This window comes from Pseudomonas spartinae, from assembly GCF_965197125.1.
Taxonomy (GTDB): Bacteria; Pseudomonadota; Gammaproteobacteria; order Pseudomonadales; family Pseudomonadaceae; genus Aquipseudomonas; species Aquipseudomonas composti_A.
On the sequence record NZ_CBDAMB010000002.1, the window covers coordinates 673,094 to 694,137 of the forward strand.

Here is a 21,044-nt window from a genome sequence, read left to right on the forward strand (position 1 = left end):
CCAGCGTGGGGTGTCAAGCAGTGAAATTGCCCACATCCATGTTGGGCAGCGCGTCTGTCTCGGGTATTCTCCCGCGACGTCAGGGCTGAGGGTGCCGATATTTGCCCCGCAGACCCTTAGGCAACCATTACAAGAAAATCGCCTATGACCGCCACGACTAGCGCCGTAATTCAAGAGGTGACGCTGGACCCGCACCAGGCTGAACGTCAGTTCGCCACGGATATTGCCGTCGAGCGTACCCGTCTGTTGTTCCAGGGCTCACGCCTGCCCACATTGCTCATGCTGCTGGTCGGCCTGGCCTGCAGCCTATTGCTGTGGAATCAGCAGGGCGCACCGATGCTCGCTGCCTGGCTGGGCTGGGTGGTCCTGCTGGTGCTGTTGCGCCTGACCCAGGTGAATGCCTTCAACGAGGCGCTGCCCAGCCGGCAGGCCGAGCCCTACTGGCGGCGCATCTTTCTCTTCGGCGCCGGTGCATCCGGGCTGACCCTGGCCTTCGCCGTGATCGTGCTGGTGCCTGCCGATGTGTTCTACCAGCAGGCGCTGGTCTATGGGCTGATCGCCGCGGCGATTCTCTCGGCCAGCGTGGCCTATGCCGTCAGCCTGTCCGCCTTCCTCACCTTCGCACTGCCCTGCTTGCTGCCGTCGGCGGCCTTCTTGCTGCTCAGCGACAATCCCCTGCAACGCGGCTGGGGACTGATCAGCGTGATTCTGTTCCTCGCCTTGCTGGTGGTGGCCTGGCAGGTCAATCGCCTGGTGCAGCGCAGCCTGGTACAGCGCTTCCACAACCTGGCGCTGATCAGCAATCTCGAACACGCCAAGCAGTGCGCCGAAGGCCTCAACGAAGAGCTGGCGCGCGAGGTCGAGCAGCGCCGCCGCGCCGAGCGCGAATTGCGCAGTGCCCACGGCGAACTGGAAATGCGCGTGGCCGAGCGCACCCTGGAGCTGGACGAAGCGACCCACGCCCTGGGCAAGAGTCAGGCACGCCTGAGCCTGGCGCTGGAGGCCAGCGAGCTGGGGCTGTGGGACTGGGATCTGCAGAGCGATCAGGTGCATCACTCGCACCTGCGCGAACTGTTCGGCCTGGATCCCGAGCTGGTGCAGGTGATGCTGCGCGACCTGACGCCGCGCCTGCACCCGGACGATCTGCCGGCGCTGCGGCGGGCGCTGGTGGCGCACATGAAGGGGCGCAGCGAGGACTACCACATCGAATACCGCGTGCGGCATGCCGATGGTCACTGGGTCTGGGTCGAGGACCGTGGCCGGGCGGTGGAGCGCGACGCCGAGGGGCGTGTGCTGCGCATGCTCGGCACCCGGCGTGACGTCAGCGCGCGGCGCCAGCAGGAGCAGCAGCAGCGCCTGGCGGCTACGGTGTTCGAGGCGGCCAGCGAAGGCATCTTCATTCTCGATCCCGACTATCGCGTGCTGGCGGTCAATCGCGCGTTCAGCGCAGTCACCGGCTACAGCAGCGAGGAAGTGGTCGGACGCACGGTGACCCGCCTGATCGGCAGCCGCGAGATGCGCAGGCAATACCAGATGATCCGCCAGGAACTGGACAACAGTGGCACCTGGCAGGGTGAGCTGATCGAGACGCGCAAGAGCGGTGAGCTTTACCCGCAGTGGCTGCAGCTCAACCTGGTGCGCGACGCGGCTGGTCGGCCCAGCCAAATCGTCGGCTTCTTTGCCGACCTGACCGCACGGCGCGAGGCCGAAGAGCGCCTGCGCTACCTGTCGCATTACGACGACCTGACCGGCCTGGCCAACCGCAGCCTGTTCCGGGAACGCTTGCATGACGCCAGCCAGCGCGCGCGCCAGAGTGGCCGTAGCATCGCCCTGGTGCATATCGATCTGGACCGTTTCAAGCTGCTCAACGACAGCCTCGGCCATGAAGTGGCGGACCAGCTGCTGCGTCAGATGAGCCGCCGCCTGACCCAGGCGGTGCCGGAAGCCGACTGCATCGCGCGGCTGTCGGGCGACGAATTCGTCATCATCCTCGATGCCTACGGCAGCCTGTCCAGCCTGGCGCGGGTGGCCAGCCGGCTGCTGGCCAAGCTGCGCGTGCCGATGACCGTCGGCGGCCACGAACTGGTGGTCAGCGCCTCGCTGGGGATCAGCCTGCTGCCTGACTACGCGCGCGAGATCAGTGCCTTGATCAGTCAGGCCAACATGGCCGTGCAACACGCCAAGCACCTGGGCGGCAACACCTTCCAGTTCTTCACCGACAACCTGCAGGCCTGCACCCTGGAGCGCCTGCAACTGGAGAACCAACTGCGCAAGGCCATCGATGAAGGCCAGCTCGAGGTGTTCTACCAACCCAAGCTGAACCTGGCCGACGACCAGCTCAATGCCGCCGAAGCGCTGGTGCGCTGGCGCCATCCGCAGCAGGGCATGATAGCGCCGAGCGAGTTCATCGGCCTGGCCGAGGAAACCGGGTTGATCGCGCCGATTGGTGAGTTCGTGCTACGCCAGGCTTGCCAGCAGGCCTGCGCATGGCAGCGCCAGGGGCTGGCGAAAATCCGCGTGTCGGTGAACATCTCGGTGCATCAGCTGCGTCAGGGCAACCTCACCAGTCTGGTCCGTCAGGTGCTGGAAGAGACCGGTCTGGCGCCGCAGTACCTGGAGTTGGAACTGACCGAAAGCCAACTGCTGGACAACGTCGACAGCGTCATCGTCACCTTCCGCCAGCTGCGCGAACTGGGGGTCAAGCTGGCGATCGACGACTTCGGCACCGGCTACAGCTCGCTCAGCTATCTCAAACGCTTCCCGGTGCATTACGTGAAGATCGACCAGACCTTCATCCGCGACCTCTCGCCTGGTGGCGAGGATGCGGCGATCACCCGCGCGATCATCGCCATGGCCCACAGCCTGGAGCTGAAAGTGGTGGCCGAGGGCGTGGAAACCCAGGCGCAGATGGACTTCCTCAAGAGTCAGAACTGCGACGAGATCCAGGGCTACCTGATTAGCCGTCCGGTGGAAGCGAGCGCCTTCGCCGAGCTGCTACGGGCGCAGATCGACAACCCGCTGGCTTGAGCGGCGTTTCTTCTCTACCCAGTCGCTTAAACCGGGCGCGGACGCGACCGGCGCAAAGATGGCTGTGCCATAACGGCCACTGCGGGATGCTGCTGGCCTCGCTCACGACAAGGAGTACCCGATGGCCAAAGCCCCGTCCCTGAGCATGGCCCAGCGCTTGCTGCTGGCTTCGCAGAGCATGGCGCCGGTGGCGGTGAAGGCCGCGCTGGTGCAGAAGCTCGGCCCCGAACAGGCCGCGCAACTGTCGCCGCACATGCCGCCGGCGCAACTGCGTGAGCTGATCCTCGAACTGCCCATCGACTTTCTCGCCCAGGTCACTACCCACCTCGACCCGCAGATGATTCTGCAGACCTACCTGGCACTGCCGGATGAGGTGCACCTGCAGGTGGCGCGTCAACTCTGCGCCATCGGCGCCTTCGCCACTGCCGCGCGTTATGCCGAATGCCTGTCGGCCAAGCAGGTGAAGGTGCTGATCTATGGCATCAACGACACCGACCACGTGCTGCAGATCGCTCGCCATATCGTCGACATTGACCTGATCGTGCAGAGCCTGCGCAGCTTTTCCACGGGCTACCTGTGTCGGCTCACCGAGGCTGCCGCGGCCGATGACAATGTGGCCATCTCCGCCCGCGTGTTGAGCGGCCTGGCGCTGCCACGCCAGGCCGATGTCTGCGCGCATCTCGATCCGGCGTTGCTGCACGAGTTGTTGCCGCTGCTGCTGGAGGTCAACGACGGGCTGCGCGAGCTACTGCCAGAACGTCTGCAGGCTGTTCCGGAGCGGCTGGAGGCGCCCGTTGCGGGCGCTCCAGCACTGATCGCCGGCAAGCCGGCTCCTACGCAGACCTAGCGAGCGAACAGCTGACCGATATCCTTGAACGCCTTGAACTCCAGGGCGTTGCCGCAGGGGTCGAGGAGGAACATGGTGGCCTGCTCGCCGACCTGCCCCTGGAAGCGCACGTAGGGTTCGATGACGAACTGGGTTTCGCGACTGCGCAGGCGCTCGGCCAGCGCTTCCCAGGCCTCCCAGCCGAGCACCACGCCGAAGTGCGGCACCGGCACGTCGTGGCCGTCCACCGGGTTGCTCACGGCCGACTCCTGATAGGCCATCTTTGGTGCCTCGTGGATCACCAACTGGTGGCCGAAGAAGTCGAAGTCGACCCAGTGCTCGCTGCTGCGACCCTCGGCACAGCCGAACACCTCGCCATAGAAATGCCGGGCGGCGGCCAGGTCGTACACGGGAATTGCCAGGTGAAAGGGGGACAGTGTCATGTGCGGGCTCCTCAGGTCGGTAGCTGTCGATTCTAGGTGCAAGGTTTTTGATTAAAAGCGAATATCCTTGAGGTCGAGCTCCAAAGAAATCGATCAATGATCCGTGAACTGAAAACCTTCGTGGCTGTGGCCCGGCATGGCACCTTCGCCGCTGCCGGGCTGCGCGTGGGCCTGACCCAGTCTGCGGTCAGCGCGCAGATGCGTGTGCTGGAGCAGAACCTGGGCGTGCGCCTGTTCGACCGCAGTGGCCGTGCGGCCGTGCTCAACGCCGCGGGGCGCCATGCTCTGCCACTGGCCGAGCAGATGCTGGGTCTGTACGCGCAGATGGCCGTGCCGACTGCGCTGGCGGAATGGCAGGGCGAGCTGAAAATCGGCGCCATCGCCAGTGTCCAGACCGGGCTGCTGCCCGAAGCTCTGGTGCGTTTCCGCACCCAGGCCGCACGGGTCGAGTTGAAGCTGGTGCCAGGCGTCTCTCTCGATCTGCTGGGGCAGGTGGATGCCGGCGAGCTGGACCTGGCGGTGCTGATTCGTCCGCCTTTCGAGCTGCCCAAGGAGCTGATGCAGGTTGCCCTGGCCCGCGAACCCTTCGTGCTGATCGCGCCGCCCGGCCTGCCGGGTGACGACCCGCTGCAATTACTGCGTGAGCAGCCCTTCGTACGCTATGACCGGCGTTCCTTCGGTGGTCGCCAGGTCGAGCGTTTTCTCCGCGAACAACGGCTGACGCCCCGCGAAGCGCTGGAGCTGGACGAGCTGGAAGCCATCGTGCGCATGGTCGAATGTGGCTTGGGCGTGTCGCTGATACCGCGCGCCGGCCTGTGGTGCCAGCGGCCTCAGGCGCTGCGCGTGCTGGAGCTGGGTGAACTCACCTTCCACCGCGAGCTGGTGGCCACGTTGCGCCGCGCCCAGCGTCAGCCGGCTCTGGACTGGCTGCTGCAGTGCCTGGCCGAACCAACCTATGATGGCGCTTCCTGTCGGGCGGAGGTATGACGGATGAACAAGGATATCGGTGCAATCAACGGCGCCTGCCATTGCGGCGGCGTCCGCTTTCACGTGACCTTGAGCGATGGTTTGCACAGTGCGCGGCGTTGCACCTGCTCCTACTGCCGCATGCGTGGGGCGGTGGCGGTTTCGGCGGAGCTGGCCGGCTTTCGCATCCTGCAGGGTGCAGACCTGCTGAGCACCTATAGCTTCAACACCCACAGCGCGCAGCACTTCTTCTGCTCGCGCTGCGGCATCTACACCCACCACCAGCGCCGCTCCAATCCCCATCAGTACGGGGTCAATGTCGCCTGCCTGGAGGGCATCAGCCCGTTCGACTTCGCCGAGGTGCCGGTCAGCGATGGCATCGCCCACCCCAGCGATGATCCGACTGGCGCCGGGCCACGGCAGGCCGGTGTACTGCGCTTCATCCCGTCGTGAGCGGCGCAGAGATGAAAATGCCGCGCGGCTTTGCAGCGGCGCGGCATTGGGCACTACTCAGAGCGTAAGCGGCGATCAGAACGCCGGTACGACAGCGCCCTTGTACTTCTCTTCGATGAACTGCTTGACCTCGGCGCTGTGCAGGGCCTTGACCAGTTTCTGTACGGCCTCGGCATCCTTGTTGTCGGCGCGGGTCACCAGGATGTTGACGTACGGCGAGTCGCTGCCTTCGATGGCCAGGGCGTCCTGGGTCGGGTTCAGCTTGGCTTCCAGGGCGTAGTTGGTGTTGATCAGGGCGAGGTCGACCTGGCTCAGCACGCGCGGCAGGGTCGCCGCTTCCAGTTCACGCACCTTGATGCCTTTCGGGTTCTCGACGATGTCCTTCGGCGTGGCGAGGATGCCGGCGTCCGGCTTGAGTTTGATCACGCCGGCCTTCTGCAGCAGCAGCAGGGCACGGCCGCCGTTGGTGGCGTCGTTGGGGATGGCGACGATGGCGCCTTGCGGCAGTTCGTCGAGGCTCTTGATCTTGCTGGAGTAGGCGCCGAAGGGCTCGACGTGTACACCGGCAACGCTGACCAGCTCGGTCTTGCGGCTGGCGTTGAACTCGTCCAGGTACGGCTGGTGCTGGAAGAAGTTGGCGTCCAGGTTGCCCTGTTGCACCTGCAGGTTGGGCTGCACGTAGTCGGTGAACACGCGCACCTTCAGCTCCACGCCTTCTTTGGCCAGAGCCGGTTTGACGAATTCGAGGATCTCCGCGTGCGGCACCGGGGTGGCGGCGACGTTGAGGGTTTCGGCCTGGGCCGAGAAGGCGGCGCAGGCCGCCAGGGCAGTCAGCAGTTTCTTCATTTCAAGGTTCCTTTTGGGAAGGTTATTGCGGGTCTCGCGGGTGGCGAGTCGCCGCTATTCATCATTACTTGCGAGAAAAATGGATGACCAGACGATCACCGACCATCTGCAGCACCTGCACCAGGATCAGCAGCAGCACCACGGTCACGGCCATCACGTCCGGTTGATAACGCTGGTAACCGTAGCGCACGGCCAGGTCGCCCAGGCCGCCGCCGCCGACCAGGCCGCTCATGGCGGTGTAGCCGACCAGGGTGATGGCGGTGACTGTGGTGGCCGCGAGCAGGCCAGGCAGTGCCTCGGGCAGCAGCGCGCGGGTGATGATCTGCCAGGTGTTGGCGCCCATCGCCTGGGTCGCCTCGATGATGCCGCGCTCCACTTCACGCAGGGCGGTTTCCACCAGGCGGGCGAAGAACGGGGTGGCACCGACCACCAGGGGCGGGATGGCGCCGGCCACACCCAGCGAGGTGCCGACCACCACTTCTGTGACCGGCAGCATCAGGATCAGCAGGATGACGAAGGGCACCGAGCGCAGGATGTTCACCACCAGCGACAGCACGCCATACAGGGCCTTCTGCTCGAACAGCTGGCGCGGGCCGGTGAGAAACAGCAGCACGCCGAGCGGCAGGCCGAGCAGCACGGTGAACAGCATCGAGCCGAGCAGCATGTTCAGGGTGTCGAGACTGGCCTGCCAGATTTCCGGCCAGAAGACGTTGGGCAGCAGTTGTTCGAGCATCAGCGCAGTACCTCCAGATGCACGTCGGCGGCTTCGAAGCGCGCCAGCGCGGCGTCGATGTCGCCGCCAGTCAGAGCCAGGGTGAGCTGGCCGTAGGGGCTGTCCTTGATGCGGTCGATGCGCCCGGCGAGGATGCTGTAGTCCACCCCGGTCTCGCGGGCCACGGTACCCAGCAGCGGTGCGTAGGTGGCCTCGCCCTGGAAGGTCAGGCGCAGGATGCGGCCTTCGACATGGGCGAAGTCGTCGCGCTGCTCGCTTTCATCGACGTGCTCGGACTCCTGCACGAAGCGCCGCGTGGTCGGGTGCTGCGGGTGCAGGAACACCTCGGCCACCGGGCCTTCTTCGACGATGACACCGGCGTCCATCACCGCCACGCGGTCGCAGACGCGGCGGATCACGTCCATCTCGTGGGTGATCAGCACGATGGTCAGGCCCAGCTCGCGGTTGATCTCGGCCAGCAACTGCAGCACGGCGGTGGTGGTCTGCGGGTCGAGGGCGCTGGTGGCTTCGTCACACAGCAGGATCTTCGGTCGGGTGCTCAGCGCCCGGGCGATGCCGACGCGCTGTTTCTGCCCGCCAGAGAGCTGCGCCGGGTATTTCTTCGCATGTTCCTGCAGGCCGACGCGGGCCAGCAGCTCGGCCACGCGGGCGTCGATCTCGGCGCGGCTCAGCTCGCCGGCCAGGCGCAGCGGCATGGCGATATTGTCTTCGACGGTCTTCGACGACAGCAGGTTGAAGTGCTGGAAGATCATCCCGACCTGCTGGCGGAAGCGGCGCAGGCCACCGGCGTCGAGGGCGGTGACGTCGACATCGTCGATCTCGATGCGCCCGCCGGAGGGCTCCTCCAGGCGGTTGATCAGGCGCAGCAGGGTGCTCTTGCCGGCGCCGGAGTGGCCGATGATGCCGAACACCTGGCCGCGACCGATCTGCAGCGTGGTGGGCTGCAATGCCGGAATCTCGCGGCCCGCGACGCGGTAGGCCTTGTGGACGGATTGAAAGTGGATCACGCGAACGACCTTTTGGGTATGTTCAGGGCGGGCTGCGTGGGTATCGAGCCGGCCATCGGGCACCGGGTGAGGCGCAAAGGGGCGCTAGTCTACCCGGCGGTGTTTAGGCCGAGAAAATCTTTGTTGGCCTATGGTTATTACAAAATGGCATTACCGATCCGCAACCGGCGTTGCGCCCTGCATCAGTTGTGCTGTGGGCTCAACAGCAGGCGCGGTACCTGTTGCGGCGCGATCCTCTGGCTCAAGCGCGGATGGAAGGTCGGGTCGAGCTTCTTGATCCGCGCCGAAAGCAGCGCCGCGACCCAGGGGTAGTCCTTGGCCTGACGCACTTCGATGCGCACGGCGCAGCGAAAGGTCACGACATCGGCGGCCACGCTATCGAGCAGGCGCCGCAGGTTCTCGTTGTCCTGGTTGTCCAGCATTGGTAACGCGACCGTGCTGCTGGCGGCGTTCGGGTCGATCAGGCGCGCTGTGGGCTTGCTTTCGGCCTCTACTGTCGGCTGGCTGGCCGGCGCCTTGACGATTGCTGCCTTGGCTGCGACCTGGCGCTCACTGGCCAGGCGCTGCTGGCGTTCGGCGTCGAGTCTGGCGGCCGCTTCGCGGGCCTGTTGCTCGGTTGCCGCCTGGCGGGCGGCGCGGGCGCTGTCGATGGCCCGATTGAGGTCATGACTCAGGGCCGGGGCTTGCGGCATCAGGCTGCGGGCCTGGCCCAGCGCCTGCGCGGCGCGGTCCAGATCGCCCCCTTGCAGCGCTTGCTGGCCCTGTTCCATGTAGGCTTCGGCGAGCTGGCGCTGGTACTGCTCCAGGCGCGTATCACGGCTGGCGCGCTGCTGCAGGGCGTCGAGCTGGCTGCGAGCATCGTCGAGGCGTTCTTCGGCCAGGCTCAGGTCAAGCTGGCGGAAAGCGATGACCAGATCATCGACTGGCGGAACGCTGTGCGGCTGCGTGTTTTGGCAGCCGGCCAGCAGCAGAACCAGAAGAATAGGAAGACCACGAAAAGCGAACGACTTCATGACTACGCGTCTCGAATTGTGCAAAAAACGCGCAATCATACAGGTTCGTAGCGCCGATTTCACCTTGCCCGGGCTACGACCCGCAGGCGATCAGGCGCTGCGCCTGGGTAACGCAAAGCTGGCCAGGAAGAGGGCGGCGGCGCTGACCACGATGGACGGCCCGGCCGGTGTGTCCTGATACCAGGACAGCGCCAGGCCGCAGCATACAGCCAGCAGCCCGAGCAGGCTGGCGCCCACGGCCATCTGCTCCGGCGTGCGTGCGTGGCGCTGGGCGGCGGCGGCGGGGATGATCAGCAGGGAGGTGATCAGCAGCACGCCGACGATCTTCATCGCCACGGCGATTACCACGGCGATCAGCAGCATCAGCGCCAGGCGGATCGCAGCCACCGGCAGACCTTCGACGCGCGCCAGCTCCTCATGCACGGTGATCGCCAGCAGCGGGCGCCAGAGCCAGGCCAGCAGGGCCAGCACCAGCGCGCTGCCGCCGACGATCCAGGCCAGATCGGTCGTGTTCACGGCGAGCAGGTCGCCGAACAGGTAGCTCATCAGGTCGATGCGCACGTCGTGCATGAAGCTGAGCGCGACCAGACCCAGCGACAGCGTGCTGTGGGCGAGGATCCCGAGCAGGGTGTCGGAGGCCAGCGGCTGGCGCTGTTGCAGGGTGACCAGCAGTACGGCGAGCAGCACGCAGCCGACGGTCACGGTAAGGGTTGGGCTGACGTCGAGCAGCAGGCCCAGCGCCACGCCGAGCAGTGCGGCGTGAGAAAGGGTGTCGCCAAAGTAGGCCATGCGCCGCCAGACCACGAAGGAGCCGAGCGGGCCGGCCACCAGGGCCAGCGCCAGGCCGGCGAGCAGGGCGTTGAGAAGAAAATCGGGCATCAGTGTTTGCAACCTGGGCCGTGAACGTGAGCCGGGCCGTGAATGGTCAGGCCGGGCTTGACCACGCCGCCGTGCAAGTCGTGAGCGTGGTCGTGATGGTGGTGATAGACGGCCAGGCTCTTGGCGTCCTGGCCGAACAGTTCGATGAAGGCGGGGTCGCCGCTGACCTGTTCCGGGTGGCCGGAGCAGCACACGTGGCGGTTGAGGCAGACCACCTGATCGGTGGCGCTCATCACCAGGTGCAGGTCGTGCGAGACCATCAGCACGCCGCAGCCATGGCGCTCGCGCAGCCGCGAGATCAGCCGGTACAGCTCGGCCTGGCCGGCGACATCGACACCTTGTACCGGCTCATCGAGCACCAGCAGTTGCGGCTCGCGCAGCAGGGCGCGGGCCAGCAGCACGCGCTGCATCTCGCCGCCGGAAATGCTCTGCAGTGGGCTGTCGATCACCTGCTCGGCACCAACCTCGGCCAGTGCCGCCAGCGCGCGTTTGCGATCCACGCCCGGCACCAGGCGCAGGAAGCGCAGCACCGACAGCGGCAGGGTGGCATCGACATGCAGTTTCTGCGGCATGTAGCCGATACGCAGGCGCGGGGTGCGGCGCACGCTGCCGCGCTCCGGTTGCAGTAAACCGAGCACCACGCGCACCAGGGTGGTCTTGCCGGCACCGTTGGGGCCGATCAGGGTGACGATCTCGCCGGGCCGCACGCTCAGTTGCACATCGTCGAGCACCGCCTGGCCGTTGAAGCTGACCGCGACGCCCTCGAGCTGGATCAAGGCCTCGCTCATGCCTTGCCCTTGCAACCTGCGCACAGGCCAACCACTTCCACAGTCTGGCTTTCCACGGTGAAGCCGACACCCGCGGCGCCGTCGACGATGGCCTGGCTGATCGCCGACTGCTCCAGCTCGGTCGCCGCGTGGCACTCGCGGCAGATCAGGAACTGGCCCTGATGCGCGTGCTCGGGGTGACTGCAGCCTACGAAGGCATTGAGCGAAGCGATACGGTGCACCAGGCCGTTTTCCAGGAGGAAATCCAGCGCGCGATAAACCGTGGGGGGCGCGGCGCGGCGGCCGTCTTCGTCGCTCAGTACGCCGAGGATGTCGTACGCGCCGAGCGGCTTGTGGCTGGCCCACACCAGCTCTAGCACACGCTTGCGCAGGGCGGTCAGGCGCAGACCCTGGCGCGCGCAGATGGCTTCGGCTTCGGCCAGGGCATGGCTGACGCAGCGGGAGTGGTCATGGGGGCGTGAAGCCAGGGGCGTGTCGGTCATGGGCAAGGACGGCGCTGGGAAGAGACGTTATTATGTTACCTGTTCAATCCCGCTTGAGTATGCCCCGTGTCGCGTCTTTTCTGTCTTATTGCCCTGTTTTTCGTCACCAGCGCCCAGGCCGAGGTGCGCGTCCTGACCAGTATCAAACCGCTGCAACTGATCGCCGCAGCAGTGCAGGACGGGGTTGGCGAGCCCGAGGTGCTGCTGCCGCCGGGCGCCTCACCGCATCACTATGCATTGCGCCCATCCGACGTACGGCGCGTGCGTGACGCCGACCTGCTGTACTGGATCGGCCCGGACATGGAAGCCTTCCTGCCTCGCGTACTGAGCGGCCGCGACAAACCTCAGGTGGCGGTGCAGGACCTGCCCGGCATGACCCTGCGCCACTTCGGTGATGGCGATGGCGAACACGATCATGACCACGATGCTCATGTGCACGAAGCGGATGGTGGCGATCTGGGCCATGACCACGATCACCGCCCGGGTAGCCTGGATGCCCATCTGTGGTTGGCTGCCGCCAACGCCAAGGTCATCGCCGCGCGCATGGCGGCAGACCTGAGCAAGCTGGATGCCGCCAACGCCGAGCGCTACGCCGCCAACCTGAACGCATTCGAGGCACGTCTGGATGCGCTCGATGGCCGTATCCGTCCGCAATTGGCTGCCTTGCAAGGCAAGCCGTACTTCGTTTTCCACGAGGCTTTCGACTATTTCGAGGCCACCTACGGCCTCAAGCACGCCGGCGTGTTCAGCGTACTGACTGAGGTACAGCCGGGTGCGCGGCATGTCGCTGCCATGCGCGAGCGTCTGCAGCAGACGGGGCCGAGCTGCGTGTTCAGCGAACCGCCACTGCGTCCCCGCCTGGCTGAGACCCTCACTGCGGGTTTGCCGGTCAAACTGGCCGAACTCGATGCCCTGGGCGGTACCTTGCCGGTCGACGCCAACGGCTACGAACACCTGCTGCAGAATCTGGCAAACGGTCTGACCGAGTGCCTGAACAGCCTGTAAGGTGGAACACGCCTTACGCACCGGGGAATCTGGCGGCAAACCCTGTGTAGGAGCGAATTCATTCGCGATTGAAGCGCCCCGGATTGCATCCGGGCTAGGGGCTGGCGAGGCTTTTGTGGGGGGGGGCTTCAGCCGCGACCCGCCAAGCTACGAACTGTAACCAGCGCCTCGTTGCTGCATGCAGGCGCAAACCACTAGGCTTGCGCTTTTGCCGCGAGCGCCCGCCATGTCGCCAACCGCACCTCGTCCGTCCAATGCCACGTTGGTGCTGCTGGCCTCGCTGTATTGCGCGCAGGGCCTGCCTTCCGGGCTGATCGCCCACTCGCTGCCGGTGTTGCTGCGCCAACACGGCGTCGACCTGACGCTGATCGGCCTGCTCAAGCTGCTGGCGCTGCCCTGGTTGCTCAAGGTCTTGTGGGCGCCCTGGGTCGACCGTCTGGCTTCACCTCGCCTGGGTCACCACCGTGGCTGGATTCTGCCGCTGCAGAGCGGGGTGATGCTCTGTGTTGCCGCCTTGGCAATGCTCGCCCCGCAGACCTTGTTCGGCAGCGGCCTGTGGCTGTTGCTCGGTGTGCTGCTGCTGATCAATCTGCAGGCTTCCACCCAGGACATCGCCACCGATGGCCTCACCGTGCGCTTGCTGCCCGAGCGCTGGCGCGGCCTGGGCAACAGCCTGCAGGTGGGCGGCTACAAGGTCGGCATGATCGTCAGCGGTAGCGGCCTGCTGCTGGTGATCGATCCGCTGGGCTGGAACCTGGCTCTCGGCCTGCTGGCGGGTCTGATTCTGCTGATGAGCGTGCCGATCTGGCTGTTCCCCGAGCGCCGCGTCCTGCCTTTTCAGCCCGCCCAGGCGGAGCGCGCCCTCGGCCCGCGCCTTTTACTCGATCACTACCGTGGGCTGCTGGCGCAACCCGGCATGTTGCTGTGGCTGGCCGTGGTGCTGACCTTCAAGCTCGGCGACTCGCTGGGCTCACCGATGATCAAGCCAATGCTGGTGGATCAGGACTGGAGCACTGGAGACCTTGGCCAACTGACCCTGATCAGCAGCCTCGCTGGCATCGGCGGCGCCCTGCTTGGCGGCCTGCTCTACGCCCGCATCGGTGTGCTGCGCGCGCTGATCCTGTTCGGCGCTCTGCAGGCCATCGGCATCGCCGCACTGGCCGTGCTGGTGGGGCAGGGCGCCAATACCGGGCTGGTGTACGCCGTGACGCTGTTCGAGCAAGTGGCCGACGGTATGTCCACCGTCGCCCTGTTCGCCGCCATGATGCGCATGTGCCGCCCCGAACACGAAGGCGCCGACTTCACCCTACAGGCGTCGGCGCAGTTGCTGCTATCAGGCTTCGTCGGCGCCAGCAGCGGCGTGCTGGCCAAGGCGTTGGGGTATGAGGGGTTGTTCGTGGTTGCCGGCGGGGTGGGGATGCTGGTGCTGGCGGTTGTGTGGGGGCATGCGCGCCGCAGTCTCGCCTGAGCAGCGCTGGCATGCGGGGCGGATCACTCCGCCCAGTGCCGACCATGGCGTTCCAGTAGGTGCTGCAATTGCTCCGGGCCGTCGCTGCCGGCCGGGTAGGGACGCGGGCTTTGGTAGTGCTGGTGCCAGCCCTGCAGAATCGGGTCGACCCATTGCCAGGCGGCTTCCACTTCGTCGCGGCGCATGAACAGCGTGGAGTCGCCCTCGATCACGTCGAGCAGCAGGCGTTCGTAGGCGTCCCAGCGGCGTTGCTGGTTGAAGGCGTTGGCCAGGTTGAGGTCCAGCTCCACCGGTTTCAGGTGCATACCCTTGCCAGGATTCTTGGCCATCAATTGCAAGCTGATGCGCTCTTCCGGCTGCAGGCGGATCAACAACTGGTTGGCTTCGCCACCGTTGAACAGGCGGTGTGGGACCGGCTTGAACTGGATGAGAATCTCCGAGGCCTTCTTCGCCAGGCGTTTGCCGGTGCGCAGGTAGAAAGGCACCCCGGCCCAGCGCCAGTTGTCGATTTCCACCTGCACGGCGACGAAGGTTTCGGTGTCGCTGTCGTTATCGACGTTCTTCTCGAAGTAGTAGGCGGGCACGTCCTGGCCACCGATCTTGCCGGCGGTGTACTGGCCGCGCACGGTCTTGTCCTGCACGTCGAGGCCGCTGATGGGCTTCAGGGCTTCGAGAATCTTCACCTTTTCGTTGCGCACCGCTTCGGCGTCGAAGCGCACCGGCGCTTCCATGGCCACCAGGCAGAGCAGTTGCAGCAGGTGGTTCTGGATCATGTCGCGCATGGCGCCGGCTTTGTCGTAGTAGCCGCCGCGGTTCTCCACGCCGAGGGTTTCGCACACGCTGATCTGTACGTGATCGATATGCCCGGCGCGCCACACCGGCTCGAACAGGGCGTTGGCAAAGCGCAGCGCCATCAGGTTCTGCACGGTTTCCTTGCCCAGGTAGTGATCGATGCGAAACACCCGCGCTTCGTCGAATACCGCGCCGATGGCGGCGTTGATCGCGCGGGCCGACTCCAGCGAGTGGCCGATGGGCTTTTCCAGCACGATGCGCGCCGCAGGGCCTGCCAGGCCGGCGTTGGCCAGGTGCGCGGCGATGTCTTCGAACAGGCTCGGGGCGGTGGCCAGGTAGTAGACCCGCACACGTACGTCGTCACGCCCCAGACGTTTGGCCAGGCGGCCGAAGTCGGCGCTCTGCGCGGCGTCCATGGCGAAGTAGTCGAGGCGTGCGGAGAAGCTGGCCCAGGCCTCGTTGGTAAAGTCGGCGCGCGCGACCTGGGCGCGGCAGTGACGCTCGGCCAGCGCCTGGTAGGACTCGCGGCTGTGGCTGCTGCGGGCCAGGGCGAGGATGCGCACGTCGGCGTGCAGACGTCCGTCGCGGTGCAGGTGATAGAGCGCGGGCAGCAGCTTGTGCAGGGCCAGGTCGCCGGTGCCACCGAATACCAGCATGTCGCAGGGAATGCTCAAGGGAAGACTCCGATTCGTTGGGGCGGGCCGTCATGCATGCAAAGAGGCCGCGAAAACGTCCTCAAATATGCCTGTGTTGTTTGGCATGCGGGCATGCCCGAAAGGTTCGTTCAGCGAATTGGCAGGCGCTTGGTTGTGCGCGATAGCGAGCTATGTAGTATAACTACAAGGTCACTACAACCGCCGCCCGCCGATCATAACCGAGCTATGAGTCGCCGGGTGCCGCCGTAGACCCTTTTCTGCATAGAGCCTATCTCAGTGAATCTGTTGCAACACATCGCCCAGTCGCGCCACCTGCTGCGCAAGTCCGAGCTCAAGGTGGCCGATTACGTTTTGCTCGACCCTGCATCGGTGATGCACAGCTCCATGGCCGAGCTGGCACACAGCGTGGGTATCAGCGAGCCGACCATCGTGCGCTTCTGCCGGGCCATCGGTTGCACTGGCTTTCAGGACCTCAAGCTGAAGCTGGCGCAGAGTCTGGCCGCTGGTGCCAGCTTCGGGCAGTTCGCGATTCACGAGGATGACTCGGTCGCCGACTTCAGTCTGAAGATCTTCGACACCACCTTGCATACGTTGATCGAGGTGCGCGAGAAACTCGACCCCGAGGCGCTGCAGCGCGCCATCGCCGCCTGCTCCAATGCACAGCGCGTGGAGTTCTACGGCTTCGGCGCATCCGGCGCCGTGGCGGCCGATGCCCAGCACAAGTTCTTCCGCCTGTTGCTCAACGCCGCGGCCTATTCCGACCCGCACATGCAGGCGATGAGTGCGGTGACCCTGCAGCCGGGCGATGTGGCGGTGTGCATATCGCAGTCCGGCCGTTCCAAGGACCTGTTGATCAGCGCCAACCTGGTGCGTGAATCCGGCGCCAGCCTGATCACTCTGTGCCCGAGCCAGACGCCGCTGGCGGAGCTGTCGACCGTCAACCTGGCCATCGACGTGCAGGAAGACACCGAGATCTACACCCCGCTGACCTCGCGCATCGCCCACCTGGTGGTGATCGACGTGCTGGCCATGGGCGTGGCCATGGCGCGCGGGCCGAGCCTGGTCAATCACCTCAAGAGCGTCAAGCGCAGCCTGCGCGGCCTGCGCCTGTCGCCGAAGTCGATCAAGACCACGGAAGACTGATTCCCCTCAGAGCGTTCTGATGGAGGTTCGGATCGCTCGCGCGCATTCGATGACCGCTGGCGCCAGGCGGCGTTCGGCCTCCTCGAGCGTCCAGCGGCTGGTCGGCGCCACCACATGTACCGCTGCTACTGGCTGTCCCTGACTGCCGATGATGGGCGCGGCGATGGTCATGTCGCCGAGGAACAGTTCTTCGTTGTTGATTGCATAGCCCTTGCGCCGAGTCGTCTCGATCTGTCGAAGAATTTCCTCGAAATCGATGATGGTCTGCTGGGTATGGCGCTTCAGATCGCTGCTGATCAGTACCTCGCGCGCCTCGTCGCTGCCCAGGGCGCTGAGGTAGGCACGGCCAGAGCCTGTGCAGTACATGGGAATGCGGCTGCCGATGGGCATGTGGATGGGGATGAACTTCGGCGCCACGAAGCGCGCCACATAGACCATCTCCAGACCGTCCGGCTCGGTCAGGTTGGTGGTCTCGCCGGTGGTTTGCGCCAGCTCGGCGAGAAAGGGATTGGCCACGTCCACCAGCGTATCGGCCGCCAGGTAGTTGTAACCGATCTCCATCACTCGCGGCGTGAGCTGGAAGCGCTTGGTCTGTGGATGCTTGCGTACGTAGCCCAGGGTTTCCAGCGTATGAATCATGCGTTGCGCCGAGCTCTTGTTGATGCTCGCCGCCTCGGCGACTTCCGCCAGGTTCATGGTGCGTCGCTGCGCATTGAAGGCGCGCAGGACTGCGAGTCCCTTCTCCAGAGACTGATTGAACAGTGAGTTTTCGCTCTCGCTCACAGCGGCTTCCTTTTGTTTTAAGTGCCTAAATATCGATAATCGATATTTATAAATCTCTTTACGATTCTTGTAAATTGTTTATATTGAATTCGACGCCTCCTGCCGATAACCAAGAGGCCATCCATAGCGCACTAAAGACAATAAAACAGCGTCCAATGGGAGTACCGCCATGCGTCTCAGTCTTCGTAGTCTTACCTGTGCCTGCGCTCTGTTCGCCGGCCTCGTGTCCGTCACCGCCAGTGCCGAAACCCTCCGTGTCGGTGCCACCGCCACCGGCGTGCCTTTCACCTTTCTCGACGTCAAGACCCAGAGCATTCAGGGCATGATGGTCGACGCCGCCCAGGCCGTGGCCAAGGCCGGTGGTTTCGAGGTGGAAATCCAGCAGACCAATTTCGCCGCATTGATTCCTTCGCTGACCACCAAGAAGATCGACCTCATCTCCGCCGCCATGCTGCGCACGCCCGCCAGGGAGAAGGTGGTGCAGTATTCCGAACCGGTGTTCAGCTATGGCGAAGGCCTGATCGTGCGCGCCGATGACGACACCGCTTACACCAGCATGGAGGACCTTGCCGGCGAGGTGGTCGGTGCCCAGGTCGGTACCGTGTTCATCGACGAGTTGAACAAGCGCGGCATCTTCAAGGAAGTGCGCAGTTACGACTCGATTTCCGACCTGATGCGTGACCTGACGCTTGGACGGGTCAAGGCCGGTTTCGCCGACCGCCCAATCCTCGCCTATCAGCTCTCCCAGGGGGCCAATGAGCGCGTGCGACTGGTGCAGAGCTACCAGCCGGTGATCATGGGCGACGTCTGTCTGATCGTCCGCAAGGGTGAGCCGGCGTTGCTCGAGCAGGTCAACCAGGGCATCGCCGCGATCAAGGCCGATGGCTCGCTCGAGAAGATCATCGAGAAGTGGCAACTCGACTGATCGGCCTCCGGCCCGCGCATTCGTGCGGGCCGTTCCTTCTTTCTGCGAGCAAGTAGCCCCATGTTTCTCCAGAACGCTCTGGACTTCCTCCCCATTCTTCTGAAAGGGGCGGTGGTCACCGTGCAGGTCACGGCTGGTTCCTTCCTGCTCAGCTCCGTCGTCGGCCTGGTCTTCGCGCTGATGATGGTTTCCAAGGTGCGCGCGATAGCGTTGTTCGCCATCGGCGTGGTCAACGTGATCCGCGGCCTGCCGATCATCGTGCAGCTCTTCTATATCTACTTCGTGCTACCGGATTTTGGCATTCAGCTCACCGCCTTTCAGGCCGGTGTGATCGGCCTCGGTATTGCCTACTCGGCCTATCAGGCAGAGAACTTCCGTGCCGGTATCCAGGCCATTCAGCAAGGCCAGGTCGAGGCCGCCGAGTCCCTCGGCATGCGCGGTGCCATGGTGATGCGCCGGGTGGTGCTGCCGCAGGCGTTCCGCATCGCCCTGCCGCCTTACGGCAATACCCTGGTGATGATGCTCAAGGATTCCTCGCTGGTATCGACCATCACCGTTGCGGAGATGACCCGCGCTGGTCAGCTCATCGCGTCCTCCACCTTCGAGAACATGACGGTGTACACCCTGGTTGCCTTGCTCTACCTGGCGTTGAGCCTGCCGCTGGGCTACGGGCTGCGTCGTCTGGAAGCGCGTATCGGCAAGAGGGGCAAGGCATGATCGAGATCAAGCAACTGCACAAGAGCTTCGGCGACCTGGCCGTGCTGGAAGGCATCGACCTGAACATCGAAAGCGGTGAGGTGGTGTGCCTGATCGGCCCGTCGGGCTCGGGCAAATCCACCCTGCTGCGTTGCATCAACGGGCTCGAGACCCACGACCGTGGCGAGATTCTGGTCAGCGGGCAGCTGGTCAACCGTCACCATGACAGCATCCACCAGATTCGCACCCAGGTGGCCATGGTGTTCCAGCGCTTCAATCTGTTCCCCCATCGCACGGCTGTGGAAAACGTGATGGAGGGGCCGATCTACGTGAAAAAGGAAGCGCCGCGTGAAGCTCGCCTGCAGGCCGAGGCGCTGTTGCACAAAGTCGGCCTCGCGCATCGCATGAATGCCTATCCGGATGAGCTTTCCGGTGGTCAGCAACAGCGTGTGGCGATTGCCCGCGCCCTGGCGATGAAGCCCAAGGCGATCCTCTTCGACGAACCCACATCGGCCCTCGATCCCGAACTGGTCGGCGAGGTTCTGGCGGTAATGCGCAAGCTCGCCGACGAAGGCATGACCATGGTCGTGGTCACCCACGAGATGGGTTTTGCCCGTGACGTGGCCGACAAGGTGTGCTTTCTCCATGGCGGCCGCATCGTCGAGTCCGGCCCAGCTCGTGAGGTGCTTGGTGCGCCCAGCCATCCGCGTACCCAGGAATTTCTGCGGCGCCTGCTGAACAACCCCGAGGCCTCGGCATGAACGCGATCGCCAATCCCGTATTGCCCGCCTCCCTCTGGGCCGCCACCGCGCTTCCCGCAGTCAACGCACCTCCCTTGTCCGAAAGCTGTGAAGCCGATGTGGCCATCGTCGGTGCCGGTTACACCGGGTTGGTCACGGCGCTGTACCTGGCCGAGGCCGGCGTGCGCGTCTGCGTACTGGATGCCGGCGAGCCAGGCTGGGGGGCGTCCGGACGTAACGGTGGGCAAGTCATTCCGGGGCTCAAGTACGACCCGGAGCAACTGCTCGCCAGGTTCGGCGCGCGTGGCGAAGCGATGATAGAGGCCGCCGGTGGCGCTGCCGACGAGGTGTTTGCCTTGATCGAGCGGCTCGGTATCCAGTGCGATGCCAGTCGCAAGGGCTGGATCCAGCCGGCGGTTTCCAGCGTCGCCTTGCGTGGCCTGGAGCAGCGCGCCAAGCAATGGAGCACCCGTGGCGTTGCCGTCGAACTGCTGGATCAGCCAGCCGTGACGCGGCGCATCGGCAGCCAGGCCTACCTCGGCGCCTGGGTCGACCCGCGTGCCGGCAGCCTGCAGCCCTTGAGTTATGCACGTGGCCTGGCCGCTGCCGCGCTTGCCGCCGGTGCCGCCCTGCATGGGCACAGCCGGGTCACCGCGCTCACTCGCGAGGGGCAACGTTGGAAGCTGAGTACCGCGCAGGGTGCCAGCGTGCGTGCCGAACGCGTGCTGCTGGCGGGCAACGGCTACACCGACGATCTGTGGCCAGGGTTGCGGCAGACGCTGATCGCCGCCAACAGCTTCATCATCGCCACCGAGCCGCTGCCCAAGCACCTGCGCAGAACCGTCTTGCCGGGAGGCGAGGTGTGTTCGGATGCGCGCCGATTGTTGCTGTACTTCAAGCAGGATGCTCAGGGACGCGTGCTGCTGGGCGGCCGTGGCCCCTTTCCGGAGCCGCGTCAGGCGAGTGACTGGGCCCATCTTGAGCGCTCCCTCAGCGGGCTTTTTCCGCAGCTCGCCGGTGTGCCCATCGAGTACCGCTGGAGTGGGCGCGTGGCCCTGACCCAGGATTTCCTGCCTCATGTCCATGAGCCGGCGCCTGGCTTGTCGATGCTGCTGGGTTACAACGGTCGCGGCGTGGCCCTGGCCACCAGCCTCGGCCGGCATATGGCCAAGCGTCTGGCCGGGCAGGCTGGGGACTTTCCCTTTCCCGTGACGCCGATCCGGCGCATTCCCCTGCATGGCCTGCAGCGTCTCTATCTGGGGGCTGGGATCGCCTGGTACCGGCTGCTGGACGCGCTGTTGTAGGTGGCTGCGCCGGCTCCATGGTCACTGGAGTTTCACTGCATTGCCGTCAAAGCGTCATCTGCCCGGAGC

The 21,044-nt window shown here is 65.1% G+C and carries 21 protein-coding genes; 11 read left to right on the forward strand and 10 right to left on the reverse strand.

From position 1 onward, the window contains the following. Positions 1 to 144: 144 nt before the first annotated feature. Both ACN8M7_RS06935 and ACN8M7_RS06940 read left to right on the forward strand, forming a co-directional pair. Positions 145 to 3,027, forward strand: a complete 2,883-nt coding sequence (locus ACN8M7_RS06935) for an EAL domain-containing protein (RefSeq protein ID WP_490260237.1) — start codon at positions 145 to 147, stop codon at positions 3,025 to 3,027. 121 nt (positions 3,028 to 3,148) lie between these two features. Continuing rightward, on the forward strand, positions 3,149 to 3,874 hold the full coding sequence (locus tag ACN8M7_RS06940; RefSeq protein ID WP_490260238.1) for a hypothetical protein: 726 nt from the start codon (positions 3,149 to 3,151) through the stop codon (positions 3,872 to 3,874). Here the strand turns inward: ACN8M7_RS06940 and ACN8M7_RS06945 are convergent. Then, the gene (locus ACN8M7_RS06945; protein WP_490260239.1) at positions 3,871 to 4,296 is read right to left on the reverse strand and encodes a VOC family protein; all 426 of its coding nucleotides are present in this window, start codon (positions 4,294 to 4,296) and stop codon (positions 3,871 to 3,873) included. The two genes, ACN8M7_RS06940 and ACN8M7_RS06945, sit on opposite strands and share 4 nt — an antisense overlap. 96 nt (positions 4,297 to 4,392) lie before the next feature. Between ACN8M7_RS06945 and ACN8M7_RS06950 the strand changes: the two genes are divergently transcribed. Both ACN8M7_RS06950 and ACN8M7_RS06955 read left to right on the forward strand, forming a co-directional pair. Next, entirely contained in the window at positions 4,393 to 5,283 is an 891-nt protein-coding gene (locus ACN8M7_RS06950; protein ID WP_490260240.1) for a LysR family transcriptional regulator, read from the forward strand. 3 nt (positions 5,284 to 5,286) lie between these two features. After that, positions 5,287 to 5,715, forward strand: coding sequence for a GFA family protein (locus ACN8M7_RS06955; protein ID WP_061238711.1), 429 nt, complete (start codon positions 5,287 to 5,289; stop codon positions 5,713 to 5,715). A gap of 75 nt (positions 5,716 to 5,790) precedes the next feature. On the opposite strand, the gene ACN8M7_RS06960 is transcribed toward ACN8M7_RS06955, so the two are convergent. From ACN8M7_RS06960 to zur, 7 genes are all read right to left on the reverse strand, one after another. Further along, positions 5,791 to 6,561 (reverse strand): MetQ/NlpA family ABC transporter substrate-binding protein, encoded by a 771-nt coding sequence (locus tag ACN8M7_RS06960; RefSeq protein WP_061238710.1) that lies wholly within the window; start codon positions 6,559 to 6,561, stop codon positions 5,791 to 5,793. A 64-nt stretch (positions 6,562 to 6,625) separates the two neighbouring features. After that, on the reverse strand, positions 6,626 to 7,294 hold the full coding sequence (locus ACN8M7_RS06965) for a methionine ABC transporter permease (protein WP_490260241.1): 669 nt from the start codon (positions 7,292 to 7,294) through the stop codon (positions 6,626 to 6,628). Further along, the gene (locus ACN8M7_RS06970; protein ID WP_061238708.1) at positions 7,294 to 8,301 is read right to left on the reverse strand and encodes a methionine ABC transporter ATP-binding protein; all 1,008 of its coding nucleotides are present in this window, start codon (positions 8,299 to 8,301) and stop codon (positions 7,294 to 7,296) included. Before ACN8M7_RS06970 ends, ACN8M7_RS06965 begins: the two co-directional genes overlap by 1 nt. A 182-nt stretch (positions 8,302 to 8,483) precedes the next feature. Further along, positions 8,484 to 9,314, reverse strand: coding sequence for a PA5502 family lipoprotein (locus tag ACN8M7_RS06975; RefSeq protein ID WP_490260242.1), 831 nt, complete (start codon positions 9,312 to 9,314; stop codon positions 8,484 to 8,486). 90 nt (positions 9,315 to 9,404) lie between these two features. Next, the gene (gene znuB, locus ACN8M7_RS06980; RefSeq protein ID WP_490260243.1) at positions 9,405 to 10,193 is read right to left on the reverse strand and encodes a zinc ABC transporter permease subunit ZnuB; all 789 of its coding nucleotides are present in this window, start codon (positions 10,191 to 10,193) and stop codon (positions 9,405 to 9,407) included. After that, positions 10,193 to 10,981 carry a zinc ABC transporter ATP-binding protein ZnuC gene (gene znuC / locus ACN8M7_RS06985; RefSeq protein WP_061238705.1) on the reverse strand — a complete coding sequence of 263 codons (789 nt, stop codon included), beginning with the start codon at positions 10,979 to 10,981 and terminating at the stop codon, positions 10,193 to 10,195. Before znuC ends, znuB begins: the two co-directional genes overlap by 1 nt. Then, a complete protein-coding gene (gene zur / locus ACN8M7_RS06990) occupies positions 10,978 to 11,463 on the reverse strand; it encodes a zinc uptake transcriptional repressor Zur (RefSeq protein ID WP_490260244.1) in 486 nt (161 codons plus the stop codon). Before zur ends, znuC begins: the two co-directional genes overlap by 4 nt. A 66-nt stretch (positions 11,464 to 11,529) precedes the next feature. Between zur and znuA the strand changes: the two genes are divergently transcribed. Beyond that, positions 11,530 to 12,468 carry a zinc ABC transporter substrate-binding protein ZnuA gene (gene znuA / locus ACN8M7_RS06995; protein WP_490260245.1) on the forward strand — a complete coding sequence of 313 codons (939 nt, stop codon included), beginning with the start codon at positions 11,530 to 11,532 and terminating at the stop codon, positions 12,466 to 12,468. A gap of 226 nt (positions 12,469 to 12,694) precedes the next feature. Continuing rightward, positions 12,695 to 13,936 (forward strand): MFS transporter, encoded by a 1,242-nt coding sequence (locus tag ACN8M7_RS07000; protein ID WP_490260246.1) that lies wholly within the window; start codon positions 12,695 to 12,697, stop codon positions 13,934 to 13,936. Between the two features lie 23 nt (positions 13,937 to 13,959). On the opposite strand, the gene zwf is transcribed toward ACN8M7_RS07000, so the two are convergent. Further along, the gene (zwf, locus tag ACN8M7_RS07005) at positions 13,960 to 15,384 is read right to left on the reverse strand and encodes a glucose-6-phosphate dehydrogenase (protein ID WP_490260303.1); all 1,425 of its coding nucleotides are present in this window, start codon (positions 15,382 to 15,384) and stop codon (positions 13,960 to 13,962) included. A gap of 276 nt (positions 15,385 to 15,660) precedes the next feature. Here zwf and hexR point away from each other — a divergent pair, with 276 nt between their 5' ends. Next, positions 15,661 to 16,527 (forward strand): transcriptional regulator HexR, encoded by an 867-nt coding sequence (hexR, locus tag ACN8M7_RS07010; protein WP_061238700.1) that lies wholly within the window; start codon positions 15,661 to 15,663, stop codon positions 16,525 to 16,527. Between the two features lie 6 nt (positions 16,528 to 16,533). Here the strand turns inward: hexR and ACN8M7_RS07015 are convergent, their stop codons facing one another. Continuing rightward, entirely contained in the window at positions 16,534 to 17,310 is a 777-nt protein-coding gene (locus tag ACN8M7_RS07015) for an IclR family transcriptional regulator (RefSeq protein WP_061238699.1), read from the reverse strand. 169 nt (positions 17,311 to 17,479) lie between these two features. Between ACN8M7_RS07015 and ACN8M7_RS07020 the strand changes: the two genes are divergently transcribed. The 4 genes from ACN8M7_RS07020 to ACN8M7_RS07035 are packed head-to-tail and all read left to right on the forward strand — an operon-like array spanning position 17,480 to position 20,975. Then, a complete protein-coding gene (locus tag ACN8M7_RS07020; protein ID WP_061238698.1) occupies positions 17,480 to 18,235 on the forward strand; it encodes a substrate-binding periplasmic protein in 756 nt (251 codons plus the stop codon). Between the two features lie 60 nt (positions 18,236 to 18,295). Next, positions 18,296 to 18,952 (forward strand): amino acid ABC transporter permease, encoded by a 657-nt coding sequence (locus ACN8M7_RS07025; RefSeq protein ID WP_061238697.1) that lies wholly within the window; start codon positions 18,296 to 18,298, stop codon positions 18,950 to 18,952. Further along, on the forward strand, positions 18,949 to 19,692 hold the full coding sequence (locus ACN8M7_RS07030) for an amino acid ABC transporter ATP-binding protein (RefSeq protein WP_061238696.1): 744 nt from the start codon (positions 18,949 to 18,951) through the stop codon (positions 19,690 to 19,692). Before ACN8M7_RS07025 ends, ACN8M7_RS07030 begins: the two co-directional genes overlap by 4 nt. After that, positions 19,689 to 20,975 carry an NAD(P)/FAD-dependent oxidoreductase gene (locus ACN8M7_RS07035; RefSeq protein WP_490260247.1) on the forward strand — a complete coding sequence of 429 codons (1,287 nt, stop codon included), beginning with the start codon at positions 19,689 to 19,691 and terminating at the stop codon, positions 20,973 to 20,975. Before ACN8M7_RS07030 ends, ACN8M7_RS07035 begins: the two co-directional genes overlap by 4 nt. The last annotated feature ends 69 nt before the right edge of the window (positions 20,976 to 21,044 follow it).